We start from the raw sequence: 14,163 nt of genomic DNA, 5'->3' as shown, positions 1-14,163 counted from the left end.
TAGCTTTTCGCCTATGACACTAGTGGTGATGCGTTACAGTCCGATTGAGACAATCGCTGCAATCTTAACGAAACCGGCAGAAAGCCCCTGCCTCTTGGGGGCATTTTGTGATGGCGATCTGTGCGGAAATGGCACGCGTCGTGCCGTTTCGGATCATTCCACGGGAATGACGTCGACGGCCTGTTCGGTTGTGTGGGTGCCGTAGCTTTTCAGCACACCGATGACCGGCGCCACGTCGCCATAATCGCGTCCATGGCCGACGACGATATGGTCGGTGCCCGCCGGGATATTGTTGGTCGGATCGAGTTCCATCCAGCCACCGGTTGTGCCGCACCAGAAGCGGACCCAGGCATGCATCGCGTCGGCGCCTTCGAGCCGCTCCTTGCCGGGCGGCGGCAGGGTTCTGAGGAACCCGCTGACATAGCCGGCCGGGATGCCGAGGCTGCGCAGCGCCACGATCATCACATGGGTAAAATCCTGGCAGACGCCGCGCTTCAGCTTGAAGGCCTCGGCAGGCGTCGTGGTCACGGTCGTCGCCTCGGCATCGTAGGCAAAATCGCGGTGGATGCGCCCGCAGATGGCGGCGCCGATCTGGCAGACCGTCATGTTCTCCCCCGCGATCTCGCACGCATAGGCGGCGATTTCCGCGGCTTCCGGCAGCAGCGGGCTGGGGCCGATGAAATGATGCGGCGAGTCGGCATCGATCGACCAGCAGGCGGCGAGCTGCGAGGGCAGGCCGGTGAGCGGCGGCGAGAAATCGGCAGTGAGCGCCGTTGCTTCGGCCTGGACGCGCGCCTGCATGCGAATGACCAGATGCTCGTGCACGGAGCGGAACAGGATGGAGGTGGTGGCGTTGGCGAAGAAATCGACGCTCTCCGACCGCTCGCCGGGCGCAGGCTGAACCGTGACGGAGCCCGCGATGAGGCGCTGGCGGCCCGGGATCGAAGCGGGCAGCACGCGCACGAGATGGCGGCCGCCGCTCACCGGAACCTCGTAACCGTAGGTGATCTTCAGATTGATGTCATAGAGCATGCGAAGTGACGCCCTTCGTCCGATCCCGATGCAGTCTCGATTCGTGGTTGAAACCCCTCACCAACCCCTCCCCACAAGGGGGAGGGGCTAGGCGCCCGCGGCGATCGCCTGTCATTCCAAGCTTGCGCCGACAAAGGCTGACGGCGAGGAGGGGAGGGTGCGGCATAGAGAGCCCCTCCCCCTCGTGGGGAGGGGTTGGGGAGGGGTGTTCGCGTGCTTCGTTAGCCGCCATGCCGCCTTATACCATTCTAGCCGAGATAGGTTTGCGCGAGCAGGTCCGACAGTCTCTCGAGATCCTGTTCGAGCCGCTTGTAGACCGCCGCGTTCATCGCTTCCGGCGTCATCACCGCCAGACCGGAATGAAGCCGCATCGTTTCCCGGTAGAAGGGCGACATCTGGCCGTTGACGAACGCGTTCGGCAGGAGCTCGACCTCCGTCTTGATCTCGTTCAACTGGAAAAGCACCGAGCGTGGATTGAGCGGATCGAGCGCCAGCAGATCGGTGACCGTCAGGGCGGCCGTGTTGACGTTGTAGCGGCGGCGATGGGTCATGACGCTGTCGCCGATCTCGAGCAGCATGTCGTAGGCCCCGTCCGGAGCCTCGGGTCCGGACATGTGCCCGAGCAGCCGCGTCATGTGAAGGCCGCGCTCGAGATAGCGCCCGACCGACAGGAAGCGCCAGCCGGTAAAACGATACATGTTTTCGTGGACGAGGCCGGCAAAGCCCGCAAGCTTGCGCAAGAGGATGGTCATCGCGTGGGTCGCGTCGTCGCCGGCCTGCACGGTCGCATGGAACCTCCGCGCCGTTTTCGACAGGTCGTTCAGGGCGAGCCAGCCATCGGGGGAGAACCGGTCGCGGATGTTGCCGGCGCTGAAGAGGGCGCTGTCGATATTGGCAAGCAAGCTGGCCGGCACCGGTTGGCGCGCACTGATATCAAGCGCGGACAGATAGTTGCTGACATCCTTCAGGAGCGGCATGTTCGGATCTGCCGCTTCGGCAAAACGCGCGTGCCAGGCGCGCAGAATCCGGAGCGCACCCTCCGCCCGCTCGATATAGCGTCCGAGCCAGAAGAGATTGTCCGCCGCGCGACTCGGCAGGCTGCCCGGCAAGTTGCGGGTGAAGCTCTCCTCCGCCGGGAACAGCGTCGTGCGCTCGACAGGCTTGTCGCTGACGATCCAGACGTCGGCGGCGGTGCCGCCGGCCTGCATGGCGATTGCCGCCACGTCGTCGCCGGAGCCGATGCGGGCGAAGCCGCCCGGCATGATCTGCCAGCCGTCGCGGGTGCGCGCCGCAAAGACGCGCAAGCTCATCGGCCGCGGCGTCAGCCGGCCGCGCACCCAAGCCGGTGTCGTCGACAGCGTCACCACCTCCTGGCCGACGAGCTTGCCGCCGCCTGCGGCCAGCCATTCGGCGGCCGAAGTCCTGGTGGTTTCGCGCAGCGCGGCACCGAGCATCGATTGCCCGTTGTCGTCGAAGAAGGGCCGCGTCGAATAGGCCGGGCCGATGACCATGCCCTCGATATTGCTCGCGACGTGCTGGCGCTCCGGTTCCTGCCCGCACCACCAGGTGGCGATCGACGGCAGTTTCTGCTCTTCTCCGAGCAGATGGCGACAGAGCGTCGGCATGAAGGCGAGAAAGGCGCGCGTCTCGAGAATGCCGGAGCCGATCGCGTTGACGATCGAGACGGAGCCGGCCCGAAGCGCTTCGACGAGGCCGGGCGTGCCGATGTGCGAGGATTGATCGAGTTCGAGTGGATCGGCAAAGGAGGCGTCGAGGCGGCGCCAGAGCACGCCGATCGGCTTCAGGCCGGCGACGGTGCGCACCATCACCCGGCCGCCGACGACCGTCAGGTCCTCGCCTTCAAGGAGCATGAAGCCGAGATAGCGGGCGATATAGGCATGCTCGAAATAGGTTTCGTTGGCAATGCCGGGCGAGAGCACGGCGATGCGGTCGTCCGGATGCAGCTTTTGAGCCTGGAGGGTATCGCGGAACGCCCCGAAGAAGCTTGCCAGACGGTGGACGTGGGTTTCGGCGTAGAGGTTGGAAAAGGCGCGCGTCGTCGCCACGCGGTTTTCAAGCGCAAAGCCGGCGCCGGAGGGCGCCTCGGTCCGGTCGGAAAGAACCCACCAATTGCCGTCCGGACCGCGCCCGATCTCGAAGGTACAGAAGTGCAGAAAATGTCCGTCTGCCGGCTTGACGCCGACCAGCGGGCGCAGGAACTGCGGATTGGAGGCGACGAGCGCCGGCGGCAGCAGGCCTTCGCGGACAAGCCGGTTCTCGCCATAGATATCCGCAACTACCTGTTCCAGCAGTTCCGCCCGCTGGATCAAGCCGGCGGATACGGCGGCCCATTCGGTTTCGTCGATCAGCACCGGTATGTGCGAAAGCGGCCAGCTTCGTTCGGTGTCTCCCTTGCCGTAGGCGCGATAGAAGACGCCGGCGTCGCGCAGGTAGCGGTCAGCGCGGGCGAAGCGGTTGGCGAGCTCCGTTTCGTCCATGCGGCCGAGCGCTGCAAGCAGCCGCTGCCATACCGGCCGGACGTTGCCCTGCGGGTCGAGCATCTCGTCGGCGACGCCCGGCAGGGCGCGATAGCCCGACACCGGGTCGCCAGGGGACCGTCCCTTGTCTATTGCTTCTGCCGCCTGCTTCTTCGCCATTTACACTCCTGCCGGACGCCTCAAGTCGAGCGTCAGGGGAAACTCCGCCGATGGGGCCTCCAGTCGCAGCCGATACATGCCGGTCGTATGGCCCCAGGGTTCGAAGCGCGCCAGCCGGCGTGCCTCCGCCTCGTTGCCGTTGACCGGGAACGTCTCATAGTTACGCCCGCCCGGATGCGCAACATGGTAGACGCAGCCGCCGATCGCCCGATTCGACCATGTATCATAAACGTCGAATGTAAGGGGAGTGTTCACCGGCAACACCGGGTGCAGGCCGGATGCCGGCTGCCAGGCCTTGTAGCGCACGCCGGCAACCGCGATGCCGTTCGTATCGGTTTTCGAAAGCGGCACCGGCCGGCCGTTGCAGGTGACGATGTAGCGATCAGGATTGCCGGTCGCGAGCTTCACCTGGAGCCGCTCGACCGACGAATCGACGTAGCGGACCGTGCCGCCGATCGCGCCCTGCTCGCCCATCACGTGCCAGGGCTCGAGCGCCTGGCGGATTTCGAGCTTCGCCTCTTCGTACTCCACCTCGCCGCAGAAGGGGAAGCGGAATTCGAGCTGCGCCTCGAACCACTCCGACCGGAAGTCGAAGCCATGCGCCCTCAGGTCGGCGAGAACGTCGAGGAAATCCTGCCAGACATGGTGCGGCAGCATGAAGCGGTCGTGAAGCGCCGTGCCCCAGCGTACGAAGCCGCCTTCGACGGGGTTTTTCCAGAAACGGGCGATGAGGGCGCGGACCAGCAATTGCTGGGCGAGCGACATGCGCGCATTCGGCGGCATCTCGAAGCCGCGGAACTCGATCAGGCCGAGGCGCCCGGTCGGACCGTCCGGCGAAAACAGCTTGTCGATGCAGATTTCCGCACGGTGGGTGTTGCCGGTGACATCGACGAGCAGGTTGCGGAAAAGCCGGTCGACGAGCCACGGCAGCGGCGGCATTCGGCCCGCGCCGGGCGACGGCACCTGGGCAAGCGCGATTTCCAGTTCGTAGAGCGAGTCGTGGCGTGCCTCGTCGATGCGCGGCGCCTGGCTGGTCGGGCCGATGAACAGGCCGGAGAAGAGGTAGGAGAGCGATGGATGGCGCTGCCAGTGCAGCACGATGCTCTTCAGCAGATCCGGACGTCGCAGGAAGGGGCTGTCATTGGGGTTGCGTCCGCCGACCACGACGTGGTTGCCGCCGCCGGTTCCCGTGTGGCGGCCGTCGATCATGAACTTGTCGGCGCCGAGCCGGCTCTGGCGCGCCTCCTCGTAGATCGCCGTGGTGATGTCGACGCATTCCTGCCAGGTCGAAGCCGGGTGGATATTGACTTCGATCACGCCCGGATCCGGCGCGACGCGGATGACGTTGACGCGTTCGTCCTGCGGCGGCGGATAGCCTTCGATATGGACGCTGAGGCCGAGCGCCGCGGCGGCCCTTTCGGCCGAGGCGATCAGGTCCAGATATTCCTCGATGTCGGTCGTCGGCGGCATGAAGACGCTGAGCCGGCCCTCGCGCGGTTCGACCGTGATCGCCGTGCGCACGGAACCGCCGATCTCGTCACGCGCGGCGGGCAGCGGCGTTTGCGGCTCCTCGGCGGGTTGGAAGCGTGACTGTTGGGTACGACCCTTTTCAGCGGCAAAGTCCGGCAGGTCTGCGCGCGGAACGGCCGGGTCGAGCGGGTTGATATAGGGATAGGCGGAGGGGGAGATATAGGGCAGGGATCCGAGCGGCAGCCGGTAGCCGACCGGGCTGTCGCCAGGCACCAGAAAGATGCGGCCGCGCCGGGTCTGCCACTTCTCGCTCGTCCATTTCCGCCCGGAAGCCCGTGAATTCCAGGCCTGTACCGGCAGCACATAGCCCGTCGGCGTCGTCAGGCCGCGCTCGAAGACGCGGGCGAGGCGGCTGCGTTCCTCCGGGTCCTTGAGCTTCGAGTTGGACGGATCGACATTGTCCGGCAGGTTCGCTTCCTTGACGATCCACTCGGCCGGGTCCTCATAGGCCGGAACGACCATGTCGGCGGCGAGGTCGAGCTCGCCGGCGATGGCGACGAGCAGGCGTTCGGCATCGCGCTCCGTCACGCCGTTCCGGCTGCGTTCCTCGGCGATCAGCTCCGGCCGCTGCCAGATCGGCAGGCCGTCGCGGCGCCAGTAGAGCGAGAAGGTCCAGCGCGGCAGGCTTTCGCCGGGATACCATTTGCCCTGGCCGTAGTGCAGGAAGCCGCCGGGCGCGAAGCGCTCGCGCAGGCGGCGAATGAGCGCGTCCGCCTTTTCGCGCTTGGTCGGGCCGACGGCCGCGGTGTTCCACTCGTCGGATTCGAAGTCGTCGATCGAGACGAAGGTCGGCTCGCCGCCCATGGTCAGGCGCACGTCGTGGTCGGCAAGCGCCCGGTCGACCTCATTGCCGAGGGCGTTCAGCGCCTCCCAGCTTTCGTCGGAAAAGGGCTTGGTGATGCGCGGATGCTCGGCGACTCGCGCGACCTTCATGTCGAAGGCGAAGTCCGTCTTCGTGTCCGGATCGCCGAAGAAGCCGCCGGATATCGGCGCGGCATTCTTGAAGTGCGGGGTGGCGGCGAGCGGAATGTGGCTCTCGCCGGTCAGGAGGCCGGAGGTCGGATCGAGCCCGACCCAGCCGGCGCCCGGGAGATAGACCTCGGCCCAGGCGTGTAGGTCGGTGAAGTCATACTCGGTGCCGGAGGGGCCGTCGAGGGCCTTCAGGTCCGGTGTCAGCTGGATGAGGTAGCCGGAGACGAAGCGGGCGGCAAAGCCGAGATTGCGAAGGATTTGCACGAGCAGCCAACTCGAGTCGCGGCAGGAGCCCCGGGCGAGACCGAGCGTCTCCTCCGGCAATTGCACGCCCGGCTCCATGCGGATGACATAGCCGATCTCCTGCTGCAGCCGTGAATTGAGGCCGACGACCATGTCTATGGTGCGCCGGCGCGAGCGATCGACGCCTGAAAGGAATGCCGAAAGCCTTTCGCCGGCGGGCTCCGGCGTCATGTAGATCTTCAGGTCCTCGCTGAGGTCCTCAGGATAACGAAACGGCCAGTGCTCGGCCTCCTCCTCGACGAAAAAGTCGAAGGGATTGTAGACGGTCATGTCCGCAACGAGATCGACTTCGATCTTCAGTTCCGTAACCGGATCGGGGAAGACGTAGCGGGCGAGATAGTTGCCGTAGGGGTCCTGCTGCAGATTGACGAAGTGGTTCTCCGGCGAGACTTTCAGCGAGTGGCTGATGACCTTCGTCTTCGAATGTGCGGCCGGTTTCAACCTGATGATTTGCGGTGAGAGCCTTACCGGTCGGTCATATTTGTAATGGGTCAGGTGATAGATACTGGCCTTGATCGACATGCAGCGTTTTTCCCCTCGATGGCGGGTCCGTTGCCCACCATTCGAGAGGACTTTGTGCAATGCAAAGAGAGAAAGCAAGCCGAAACCGAGACTTGGTTTCGGCCGGCCGTGCCCCTTGCGATCGGACGGTCCCCCCGCTTAGACCGGCGGGGGGTTGATCCGGGCGAAGCCCTCCTGTCTGTAGTAAGGGAAGTGGGGGTAGGGCGCCGTCGTCGCGCTCGCTGCATCGAGCCTGGCGATCTGGTCGGCTGACAAAGACCAGCCGGCGGCGCCGAGGTTCTGGCGCAATTGCTCCTCGTTGCGCGCCCCGATGATGACGCTCGAAACCGTCGGGCGCTGGAGAAGCCAGTTGATGGCGATCTGCGGCACGGTCCTGTCCGTTTCCTCGGCAAGGCGATCCAGCACGTCGACGATGTCGTAGAGCTTTTCGTCGTCGACCGGCGGGCCGAAGGCGGCGGTGTCGTGCAGCCGGCTTTTCTCCGGCCACGGCTCGCCGCGACGGATCCTGCCGGTCAGTCGCCCCCAGCCGAGCGGGCTCCAGACAAGCGCGCCGACGCCCTGGTCGAGGCCGAGCGGCATCAGCTCCCATTCATAGTCCCGCCCGACGAGTGAGTAGTAGACCTGATTGGCGACATAGCGCGGATAGCCGTGCCGATCGGCGGCGGCGAGGGATTTCATCAATTGCCAGCCGGAGAAATTGGAGACGCCGACATAGCGCAGCTTGCCGGAGCGCACGAGCATGTCGAGGGTCGACAGCACTTCCTCGACCGGCGTTCCGGCATCGAAGGCATGCAGTTGCATCAGGTCAATGTAGTCGGTGCCGAGCCGCTTCAGGGCGGCGTCGACACCCTTGACGAGGCGCGCGCGGGAGGATCCGGCATCGTTTGGCCCGTCGCCGATCGGCAGCGATATCTTCGTCGACAGGAGCACGTCGTCGCGCCGACCCTCGATCGCCTTGCCGAGGATTTCCTCGGAGGCGCCATCGGAATAGACATCCGCCGTGTCGAAGAGATTGACGCCGGCCTCGAGGCAGATGTCGACGAGGCGGCGGGCCTCGCTCTCGACCGTCGTGCCCCAGGCACTGAAAAGCGGACCCTTGCCGCCGAAGGTGCCGGCGCCGAAGCTGAGCGCCGGTACCTTCAGGCCGGACGAGCCAAGCCGTCGATATTCCATTCCTTGAACTCCTTCATGCTCGTTTGTGACAAGAAGAATGGAGCGGCTCGCGTTTTGGATATAGACTGGCGGCGGGAACATTATCTGTGAGTTGAATTCACATGTCGCGACCCTCAGTCAACCGGTCGGGCGAGATGGAAGTCTTCGCCAAGGCTGTGGAACTCGGCGGCTTCTCCGCTGCCGCCCGCCACTTTCGCATGACGCCCTCGGCGGTCAGCAAGCTCGTGCTGCGCCTGGAAGAGCGGCTCGGCATCCGCCTCGTCAACCGGTCGACGCGTAAGCTGCAGCTTACGCCGGAAGGGCATGCCTTCTACGAGCGCACGACGCGGATACTCGCCGACATCGACGAGGCGGAACGCTGCGCTTCGGCCGGAGAAAGCCCGACGGGCCGGGTGCGGCTGAACGTCAACGCCTCGTTCGGCACCCATATCCTGATGCCGCTGGTCCCTGAAATCCGGGCCCGCTTCCCGGCCGTGACGCTCGACATCATCCAGACCGACGCGGTCGTCGACCTGATGGAGGCACGTGCCGACGTGGCGGTCCGGGCGGGCCCGCTCAAGAGCTCGACCCTGATCGCCCGCAAGCTTGGCGCGACGCGGATGATGATCGTTGCGGCGCCTTCCTACGTCGAGCGCAACGGCATGCCCGCGAACCTCGATGACCTGAGGGCCCATGACCGGCTTGGCTTCTGCTATACCCGGGCGGTCGAAGGGTGGCCCCTACGGGTGGCAGGCGAGACGATCATGCTGCCCGCTTCGGGGACGGTCCAGGTCAGCGATGGCGAGGGGCTGCGCCATCTCGCGCTTGCCGGCGCCGGGCTGGCACGTCTCGCGGAGTTCACGGTGCGCGAAGACATTCGCTCCGGTCGGCTGCTGCCGGTGCTCGAGAATCTGAATCCGGGCGACCTCGAAGAGATCCACGCGGTTTTCTTGGGGCAGGGCGGGGCTCTCCCCTCTCGGGTGCGTGCGGTTCTCGACTTCCTTGCCAGTCATGCCCGGGTTACGCCGGTGCTGCCGCACAACAATCGGCCGGGGGCGCAGGCGCTGGGATAAAAGGCTCGCCAGATTGGCGAGCCTTCTTTTCTCAGCGGCAAGGTATCAGCGCTTCGGCGCAACCAGCGCGAAGAGCGCTCCCTGTGGATCGGTCGCTTGGACGATCCAGGCGCCGCCGGGTACCTCCATCGGCTCCTGAATGATCTTGGCGCCGCCGGCCTTGGCGCGTTCGATCGCCGCGTCGAGCGCCTCGACGTTGAAATAATAGATCCAGTAGGGAGTGGGAATTTCCGTCGGCTTGGTCATCATGCCGCCGATCGGTTGGCCGTTATGGGCGAAGATCTGGTAGACGCCCATCTCGCCCATATCCATCGCCTGGTCCTTGGTCCAGCCGAACAGCTTCGAATAGAAGCCGAAGGCGGTGTCGAGGTCGCCGGCCATCAACTCGTGCCAGCCGATATTCCCGGCGGCCATCTGATCCATGGCGGGCGGGGGTTCGCCGTCCCCCTTGAAAAGCGCGAAGGCAGCGCCATGCGGATCGGTGACGATCGCGAAGCGGCCGACCCCCGGGATATCGTCCGGCGCGCGGTGGACGGTGCCGCCGGCAGCGGCCAACTTCTCCGCGGTGGCGTCGACGTCATCGACTGCCACATAACCGAGCCAGGCCGGCGGCACCTTCATCTCGAGCGCCCCTTCCGGCATGGTCATCAGGCCGGCCACCTGGTGCTCGCCCTTGGAAAAAAGCGTGTAATCCATGCCAGGCATGCCCGCATCGCGGGCAGACCAGCCGACGACGCTCTTGTAGAAGGCTTCCGCAGCCTTCGTGTCCGTCGTCATCAGTTCGTACCAGACGAATTTCCCATGCATGATTGGTCCTCCGGTTGTTGGTTTGCGCGGCGTTGGCCATGTCGCCCTATCGGCGGCGGTACTCCGCCTTCATCAGTTCCTTCCAGCTTCCGTCTTCAGCCTGGACGCGGGCCGTCAATGTCCTGCGATTTGCATCGCTCAACGTTATTCTGTCCTGGTATTTGGCGGACTTGCCGGGGTTCTCAAAATCCGGGCCTTCACAATTCAGTGCGAGCGTTTTGCCGTCGTCTTCGATCTCGCCGTCATAGACCCACATATGGGTCATCATCGAGCCGACCCATGTGCCGACATAGCGGCCGGTGAGGGGATTGAAGCCCAGCGTCATCATGGTCTGGCCGGAACTTCCGTCCGGCATGGTGCCTTGCCCTTCGCAAACGACCCAGAGTCCCTGCATCGAACGGACGTTCTCGACCCATGGCTCACTCGACCCGCCGCTTCCCATCGACTCTTCCGACGTGGCCGTCCATTCGCCGAGCAGCTGCTCCAGCCATCGGTGCTCTTCCTGAGGCTCTGCTTTCACGTTCTCCTCCTTGGCATCTTGCGATTGAATTGCCGCGGTCTGCCCCGCCGCTACCCGGAACGGAGCCTCAGATAGGGCCGACGGCCGCGAAGTCCATCTAACGCTGCAGTCGTTTTCTCCTATCCAATCGTCATGTTGGTCGCGAAACGAATTCCATGCTCGATTCTCGTGGGTGAACACGTCGAACCGTGAATGCATCGCCATTTATGCTTGACTATTTACGTTGATATCAACATTAGTCAGTCATGTCAAAACCGCCGATCTTGCCTTTCTCCACCACGATCTTTGTCAGGGATACCTGTCTGTGCCTGCATGTCCAGCGTGCCGCCCGGGCGCTGGCCCGCCGTTTCGACGAAGCGCTCAGGCCGCTCGACATCACCAACGGACAGTTCTCGCTGATGATGTCGCTCAACCGGCCGGAGCCGCCGAGCATGAGCGCTGTCGCCTCGCTCCTTGCCATGGACCGCACGACACTGACGGCCGCATTGAAGCCGCTCGAGCGCCGCGGTCTCGTGGAGACTTTTGTGGATTCCGAGGACAGACGGCTGCGACGCCTGCGATTGACGGAAGCGGGCGAGCGGCTGCTCAGCGACGCCATGCCGATCTGGACGCAAACGCATGCAGTGGTCGATGAACATCTCGGCGACCGCGGTTCCGACCGGCTGCGGGCCGACCTTCTCGCTCTCACGGAAGCGCCGCCAGTCTGCGGCGCGTGATCAAGTTGACGCGCGACGATCTCCGAGAAGCGTGGCAAGTTCGGTGATCAGCGCCGACGCCTGCCGCAGCCTCTCCTCTCCCATCTCGGCGCCAAGCGCGTTCGCCCAGACGGCCTGTCTTGCCGTGATCTCCTGGAGCGCCGCTTCCCCGCTGGGCGTGAGCGTCATCAGCTTGGCGCGCTGATGTGCCGGATTCTGCCGGTAGGCCAGCAGGCCCTCGGCTTCGAGAACGTCGGCGATGCGTTGCACGCCCTGCCGCGCCAGTCCGAGGGCGCGGGCGGTCTCTGCCACCGACAATGTCGAATGTCGTGCTGCCGCCAATACCTGCCAGCGGGCGCTGGTCTGGCCGGATGGCTGCGCGAGCCTATCTCCTTCCGAGGTCAAGTGTCCGGCGAGGCGCAGGACCGAGATGGTGAATTCGGCGAAGGCGTCGCCGGAGGGAGTCCGTGAGGGCTGATTCATGTTGACAACATGTTGTCATTTGCGGTAGTCGTATTTGACAATACGTTGTCATGCTGGTTGATGATTGGCAAGAGAGCGCCGGGGAGAACGAGATGAAGATGACCTACAAGGGCAGCTGCCATTGCGGAAAGATCCGCTACGAGGCCGACATCGACCTCGAGGCCGGAACCAGCCGGTGCAATTGTTCCTATTGCTCGAAGACGCGCTATTGGGGCACCCTGGTGAAGCCGGAAGACTTCCGGCTGCTCTGCGAAGAAACGAGCAGTGGCGACTATCAGTTCAATACGATGAGCGGCCACCATCGTTTCTGCCCGACTTGCGGCGTCTCGCCCTATGGGACGGGATATGTCGAAGAGCTCGGCGGCGCCTTCGTCTCCATCAACATCGCCTGCCTCGACGATATCGATCCGGCGGTGCTTGCGGCCCTGCCGATCCAGTACATGGACGGGCTGCACGACAACTGGTGGAATGTGCCGGCCGAGACGCGGCACATGTGATCTCAGCCGTTCAAATGAAAAGCTCCCGCTGCGACCCGGCGGGAGCTGTCTTGATTCCGTTCTACCCGACTATCGATCGCCCAGATCACGCACCGCGCCGCGGTCGGCGGAGGTCGCGAAGGCGGCGTAGGCCTTGAGCGCCGTCGTCACCTTGCGCTTGCGCTGTTCTGCCGGTTTCCAGCCCTTGGCGTCCTGCTCGGTGCGTCGCTGGGCAAGTTCGGCTTCCTCGACACGCAGGCTGATCGTGCGGTTGGGGATATCGATGTCGATCATGTCGCCTTCGCGGACGAGCCCGATCATGCCGCCGTTGGCCGCCTCGGGCGAGACGTGGCCGATCGACAGGCCGGACGTCCCGCCGGAGAAACGGCCGTCGGTGATCAGCGCGCAGGCCTTGCCGAGCCCCTTCGACTTCAGGTAGCTCGTCGGATAGAGCATCTCCTGCATGCCCGGTCCGCCCTTCGGTCCCTCATAGCGGATGACGACGACGTCGCCGGCCTTGATCTCGTTGCCGAGGATCGCCTTGACGGAGGCGTCCTGGCTCTCGAACACCCGGGCCGGCCCGGAGAACTTCAGGATGCTCTCGTCGACGCCGGCCGTCTTCACGATGCAGCCGTCGAGCGCGATGTTGCCCTTCAAGACCGCGAGGCCACCGTCCTTGGAGAAGGGATGCTCGACCGAACGGATGACGCCCTTTTCGCGGTCGGTGTCGAGGTCGTCCCAGCGCGCCTCCTGGCTGAAGGCGACTTGCGTCGGGATGCCGCCCGGAGCGGCGCGGAAGAAGTTGCGGACGGTATCGCTCGAGGTGCGGGTGATGTCCCAGCGATCGATGGCGTCGCCGATCGTTTCGCTGTGCACCGTCGGGCAATCGCGGTTGATGAGGCCGCCCTTTTCCAGTTCGCCGAGGATCGACATGATGCCGCCGGCGCGGTGCACGTCTTCCATATGCACGTCGGCCTTCGCCGGAGCGACCTTCGACAGGCAGGGAACCTTGCGCGACAGCCGGTCGATGTCGTCCATGGTGAAGTCGACTTCGCCCTCGTGGGCGGCGGCGAGGATGTGCAGCACCGTGTTGGTCGAGCCGCCCATGGCAATATCGAGCGCCATGGCGTTCTCGAAGGCCTTCTTGCTGGCGACCGAGCGGGGCAGGACGCGTTCGTCCTCCTGCTCGTAATAGCGGCGCGCCAGGTCGACGACGAGATGGCCAGCCTCGACGAAGAGGCGCTTGCGGTCGGCGTGGGTCGCGAGCGTCGAGCCGTTGCCGGGCAGCGACAGGCCGAGCGCTTCGGTCAGACAGTTCATTGAGTTGGCCGTGAACATGCCGGAGCAGGAGCCGCAGGTCGGACAGGCGGAACGCTCGATGACCTGGACGTCTTCATCTGAGACACTGTCGTCGGCGGCAGCGACCATCGCGTCGACGAGGTCGAGCGCGTGTTTCTTGCCATGCAGAACGACCTTGCCGGCTTCCATCGGCCCGCCGGAGACGAAGACGGCGGGAATGTTGAGGCGCAAGGCCGCCATCAGCATGCCGGGGGTGATCTTGTCGCAGTTGGAGATGCAGACCATGGCGTCGGCGCAATGGGCGTTGACCATGTATTCGACGCTGTCGGCGATGATCTCCCGCGACGGCAGCGAATAAAGCATGCCGTCATGGCCCATGGCGATGCCGTCGTCGACGGCGATCGTGTTGAATTCCTTGGCGACGCCGCCGGCCGCCTCGATCTCGCGGGCAACGAGCTGCCCGAGATCCTTCAGGTGCACGTGGCCGGGTACGAACTGGGTGAAGGAGTTCACCACCGCAATGATCGGCTTGCCGAAATCGCTGTCCTTCATGCCCGTCGCGCGCCAGAGGCCGCGGGCGCCGGCCATGTTGCGGCCGTGAGTGGTGGTGCGGGAGCGATAGGCAGGCATGAACGGGTTCCT

Annotated in this window: 11 protein-coding genes; 3 read left to right on the top strand and 8 right to left on the bottom strand. The window is 64.8% G+C overall.

Annotation, left to right across the window (positions count from 1 at the left end; all coding sequences use genetic code 11):
• Positions 1–153 precede the first annotated feature (153 nt).
• The 4 genes from RHIBR816_RS0106100 to RHIBR816_RS0106085 form a co-directional block, all read right to left on the bottom strand.
• Complete coding sequence (locus RHIBR816_RS0106100; protein WP_018235649.1) at positions 154–1,032, bottom strand: transglutaminase family protein; 879 nt, start codon at positions 1,030–1,032, stop codon at positions 154–156.
• A gap of 248 nt (positions 1,033–1,280) precedes the next feature.
• Complete coding sequence (locus RHIBR816_RS0106095) at positions 1,281–3,689, bottom strand: circularly permuted type 2 ATP-grasp protein (protein WP_018235648.1); 2,409 nt, start codon at positions 3,687–3,689, stop codon at positions 1,281–1,283.
• A complete protein-coding gene (locus tag RHIBR816_RS0106090) occupies positions 3,690–7,016 on the bottom strand; it encodes a DUF2126 domain-containing protein (RefSeq protein WP_018235647.1) in 3,327 nt (1,108 codons plus the stop codon).
• Positions 7,017–7,154: 138 nt separating this feature from the next.
• Positions 7,155–8,189 carry an aldo/keto reductase gene (locus RHIBR816_RS0106085; protein ID WP_018235646.1) on the bottom strand — a complete coding sequence of 345 codons (1,035 nt, stop codon included), beginning with the start codon at positions 8,187–8,189 and terminating at the stop codon, positions 7,155–7,157.
• 101 nt (positions 8,190–8,290) lie between these two features.
• Between RHIBR816_RS0106085 and RHIBR816_RS0106080 the strand changes: the two genes are divergently transcribed.
• On the top strand, positions 8,291–9,241 hold the full coding sequence (locus RHIBR816_RS0106080; RefSeq protein ID WP_018235645.1) for a LysR family transcriptional regulator: 951 nt from the start codon (positions 8,291–8,293) through the stop codon (positions 9,239–9,241).
• Positions 9,242–9,286: 45 nt separating this feature from the next.
• Here the strand turns inward: RHIBR816_RS0106080 and RHIBR816_RS0106075 are convergent, their stop codons facing one another.
• Positions 9,287–10,048, bottom strand: coding sequence for a VOC family protein (locus RHIBR816_RS0106075; protein WP_018235644.1), 762 nt, complete (start codon positions 10,046–10,048; stop codon positions 9,287–9,289).
• 46 nt (positions 10,049–10,094) lie between these two features.
• Complete coding sequence (locus tag RHIBR816_RS0106070) at positions 10,095–10,568, bottom strand: DUF1579 domain-containing protein (protein WP_018235643.1); 474 nt, start codon at positions 10,566–10,568, stop codon at positions 10,095–10,097.
• A gap of 245 nt (positions 10,569–10,813) precedes the next feature.
• Here RHIBR816_RS0106070 and RHIBR816_RS0106065 point away from each other — a divergent pair, with 245 nt between their 5' ends.
• Positions 10,814–11,284: a MarR family winged helix-turn-helix transcriptional regulator gene (locus RHIBR816_RS0106065; RefSeq protein ID WP_018235642.1), complete on the top strand. Its 471-nt coding sequence runs from the start codon at positions 10,814–10,816 to the stop codon at positions 11,282–11,284.
• Here the strand turns inward: RHIBR816_RS0106065 and RHIBR816_RS0106060 are convergent, their stop codons facing one another.
• Positions 11,285–11,746, bottom strand: coding sequence for a MarR family winged helix-turn-helix transcriptional regulator (locus RHIBR816_RS0106060; RefSeq protein ID WP_018235641.1), 462 nt, complete (start codon positions 11,744–11,746; stop codon positions 11,285–11,287). It lies immediately after the preceding gene.
• Between the two features lie 92 nt (positions 11,747–11,838).
• Between RHIBR816_RS0106060 and RHIBR816_RS0106055 the strand changes: the two genes are divergently transcribed.
• The gene (locus RHIBR816_RS0106055; RefSeq protein ID WP_026186694.1) at positions 11,839–12,243 is read left to right on the top strand and encodes a GFA family protein; all 405 of its coding nucleotides are present in this window, start codon (positions 11,839–11,841) and stop codon (positions 12,241–12,243) included.
• Positions 12,244–12,312: 69 nt separating this feature from the next.
• Here the strand turns inward: RHIBR816_RS0106055 and ilvD are convergent, their stop codons facing one another.
• Entirely contained in the window at positions 12,313–14,151 is a 1,839-nt protein-coding gene (ilvD, locus tag RHIBR816_RS0106050; RefSeq protein WP_018235639.1) for a dihydroxy-acid dehydratase, read from the bottom strand.
• Positions 14,152–14,163 lie beyond the last annotated feature (12 nt).

The organism is Ensifer sp. BR816, from assembly GCF_000378985.1.
Taxonomy (GTDB): Bacteria; Pseudomonadota; Alphaproteobacteria; order Rhizobiales; family Rhizobiaceae; genus Sinorhizobium.
This window is presented reverse-complemented; position numbering and strand designations above follow the sequence as displayed.

Excerpts from the sequence above, each read along its gene's own strand:
- RHIBR816_RS0106100 (WP_018235649.1), bottom strand. The coding sequence starts at position 1,032 with ATGCTCTATGACATCAATCTGAAGATCACCTACGGTTACGAGGTTCCG.
- RHIBR816_RS0106095 (WP_018235648.1), bottom strand. The coding sequence starts at position 3,689 with ATGGCGAAGAAGCAGGCGGCAGAAGCAATAGACAAGGGACGGTCCCCT.
- RHIBR816_RS0106060 (WP_018235641.1), bottom strand. The coding sequence starts at position 11,746 with ATGAATCAGCCCTCACGGACTCCCTCCGGCGACGCCTTCGCCGAATTC.
- ilvD (WP_018235639.1), bottom strand. The coding sequence starts at position 14,151 with ATGCCTGCCTATCGCTCCCGCACCACCACTCACGGCCGCAACATGGCC.
- RHIBR816_RS0106085 (WP_018235646.1), bottom strand. The coding sequence starts at position 8,189 with ATGGAATATCGACGGCTTGGCTCGTCCGGCCTGAAGGTACCGGCGCTC.
- RHIBR816_RS0106090 (WP_018235647.1), bottom strand. The coding sequence starts at position 7,016 with ATGTCGATCAAGGCCAGTATCTATCACCTGACCCATTACAAATATGAC.
- RHIBR816_RS0106055 (WP_026186694.1), top strand. The coding sequence starts at position 11,839 with ATGAAGATGACCTACAAGGGCAGCTGCCATTGCGGAAAGATCCGCTAC.
- RHIBR816_RS0106080 (WP_018235645.1), top strand. The coding sequence starts at position 8,291 with ATGTCGCGACCCTCAGTCAACCGGTCGGGCGAGATGGAAGTCTTCGCC.
- RHIBR816_RS0106065 (WP_018235642.1), top strand. The coding sequence starts at position 10,814 with ATGTCAAAACCGCCGATCTTGCCTTTCTCCACCACGATCTTTGTCAGG.
- RHIBR816_RS0106075 (WP_018235644.1), bottom strand. The coding sequence starts at position 10,048 with ATGCATGGGAAATTCGTCTGGTACGAACTGATGACGACGGACACGAAG.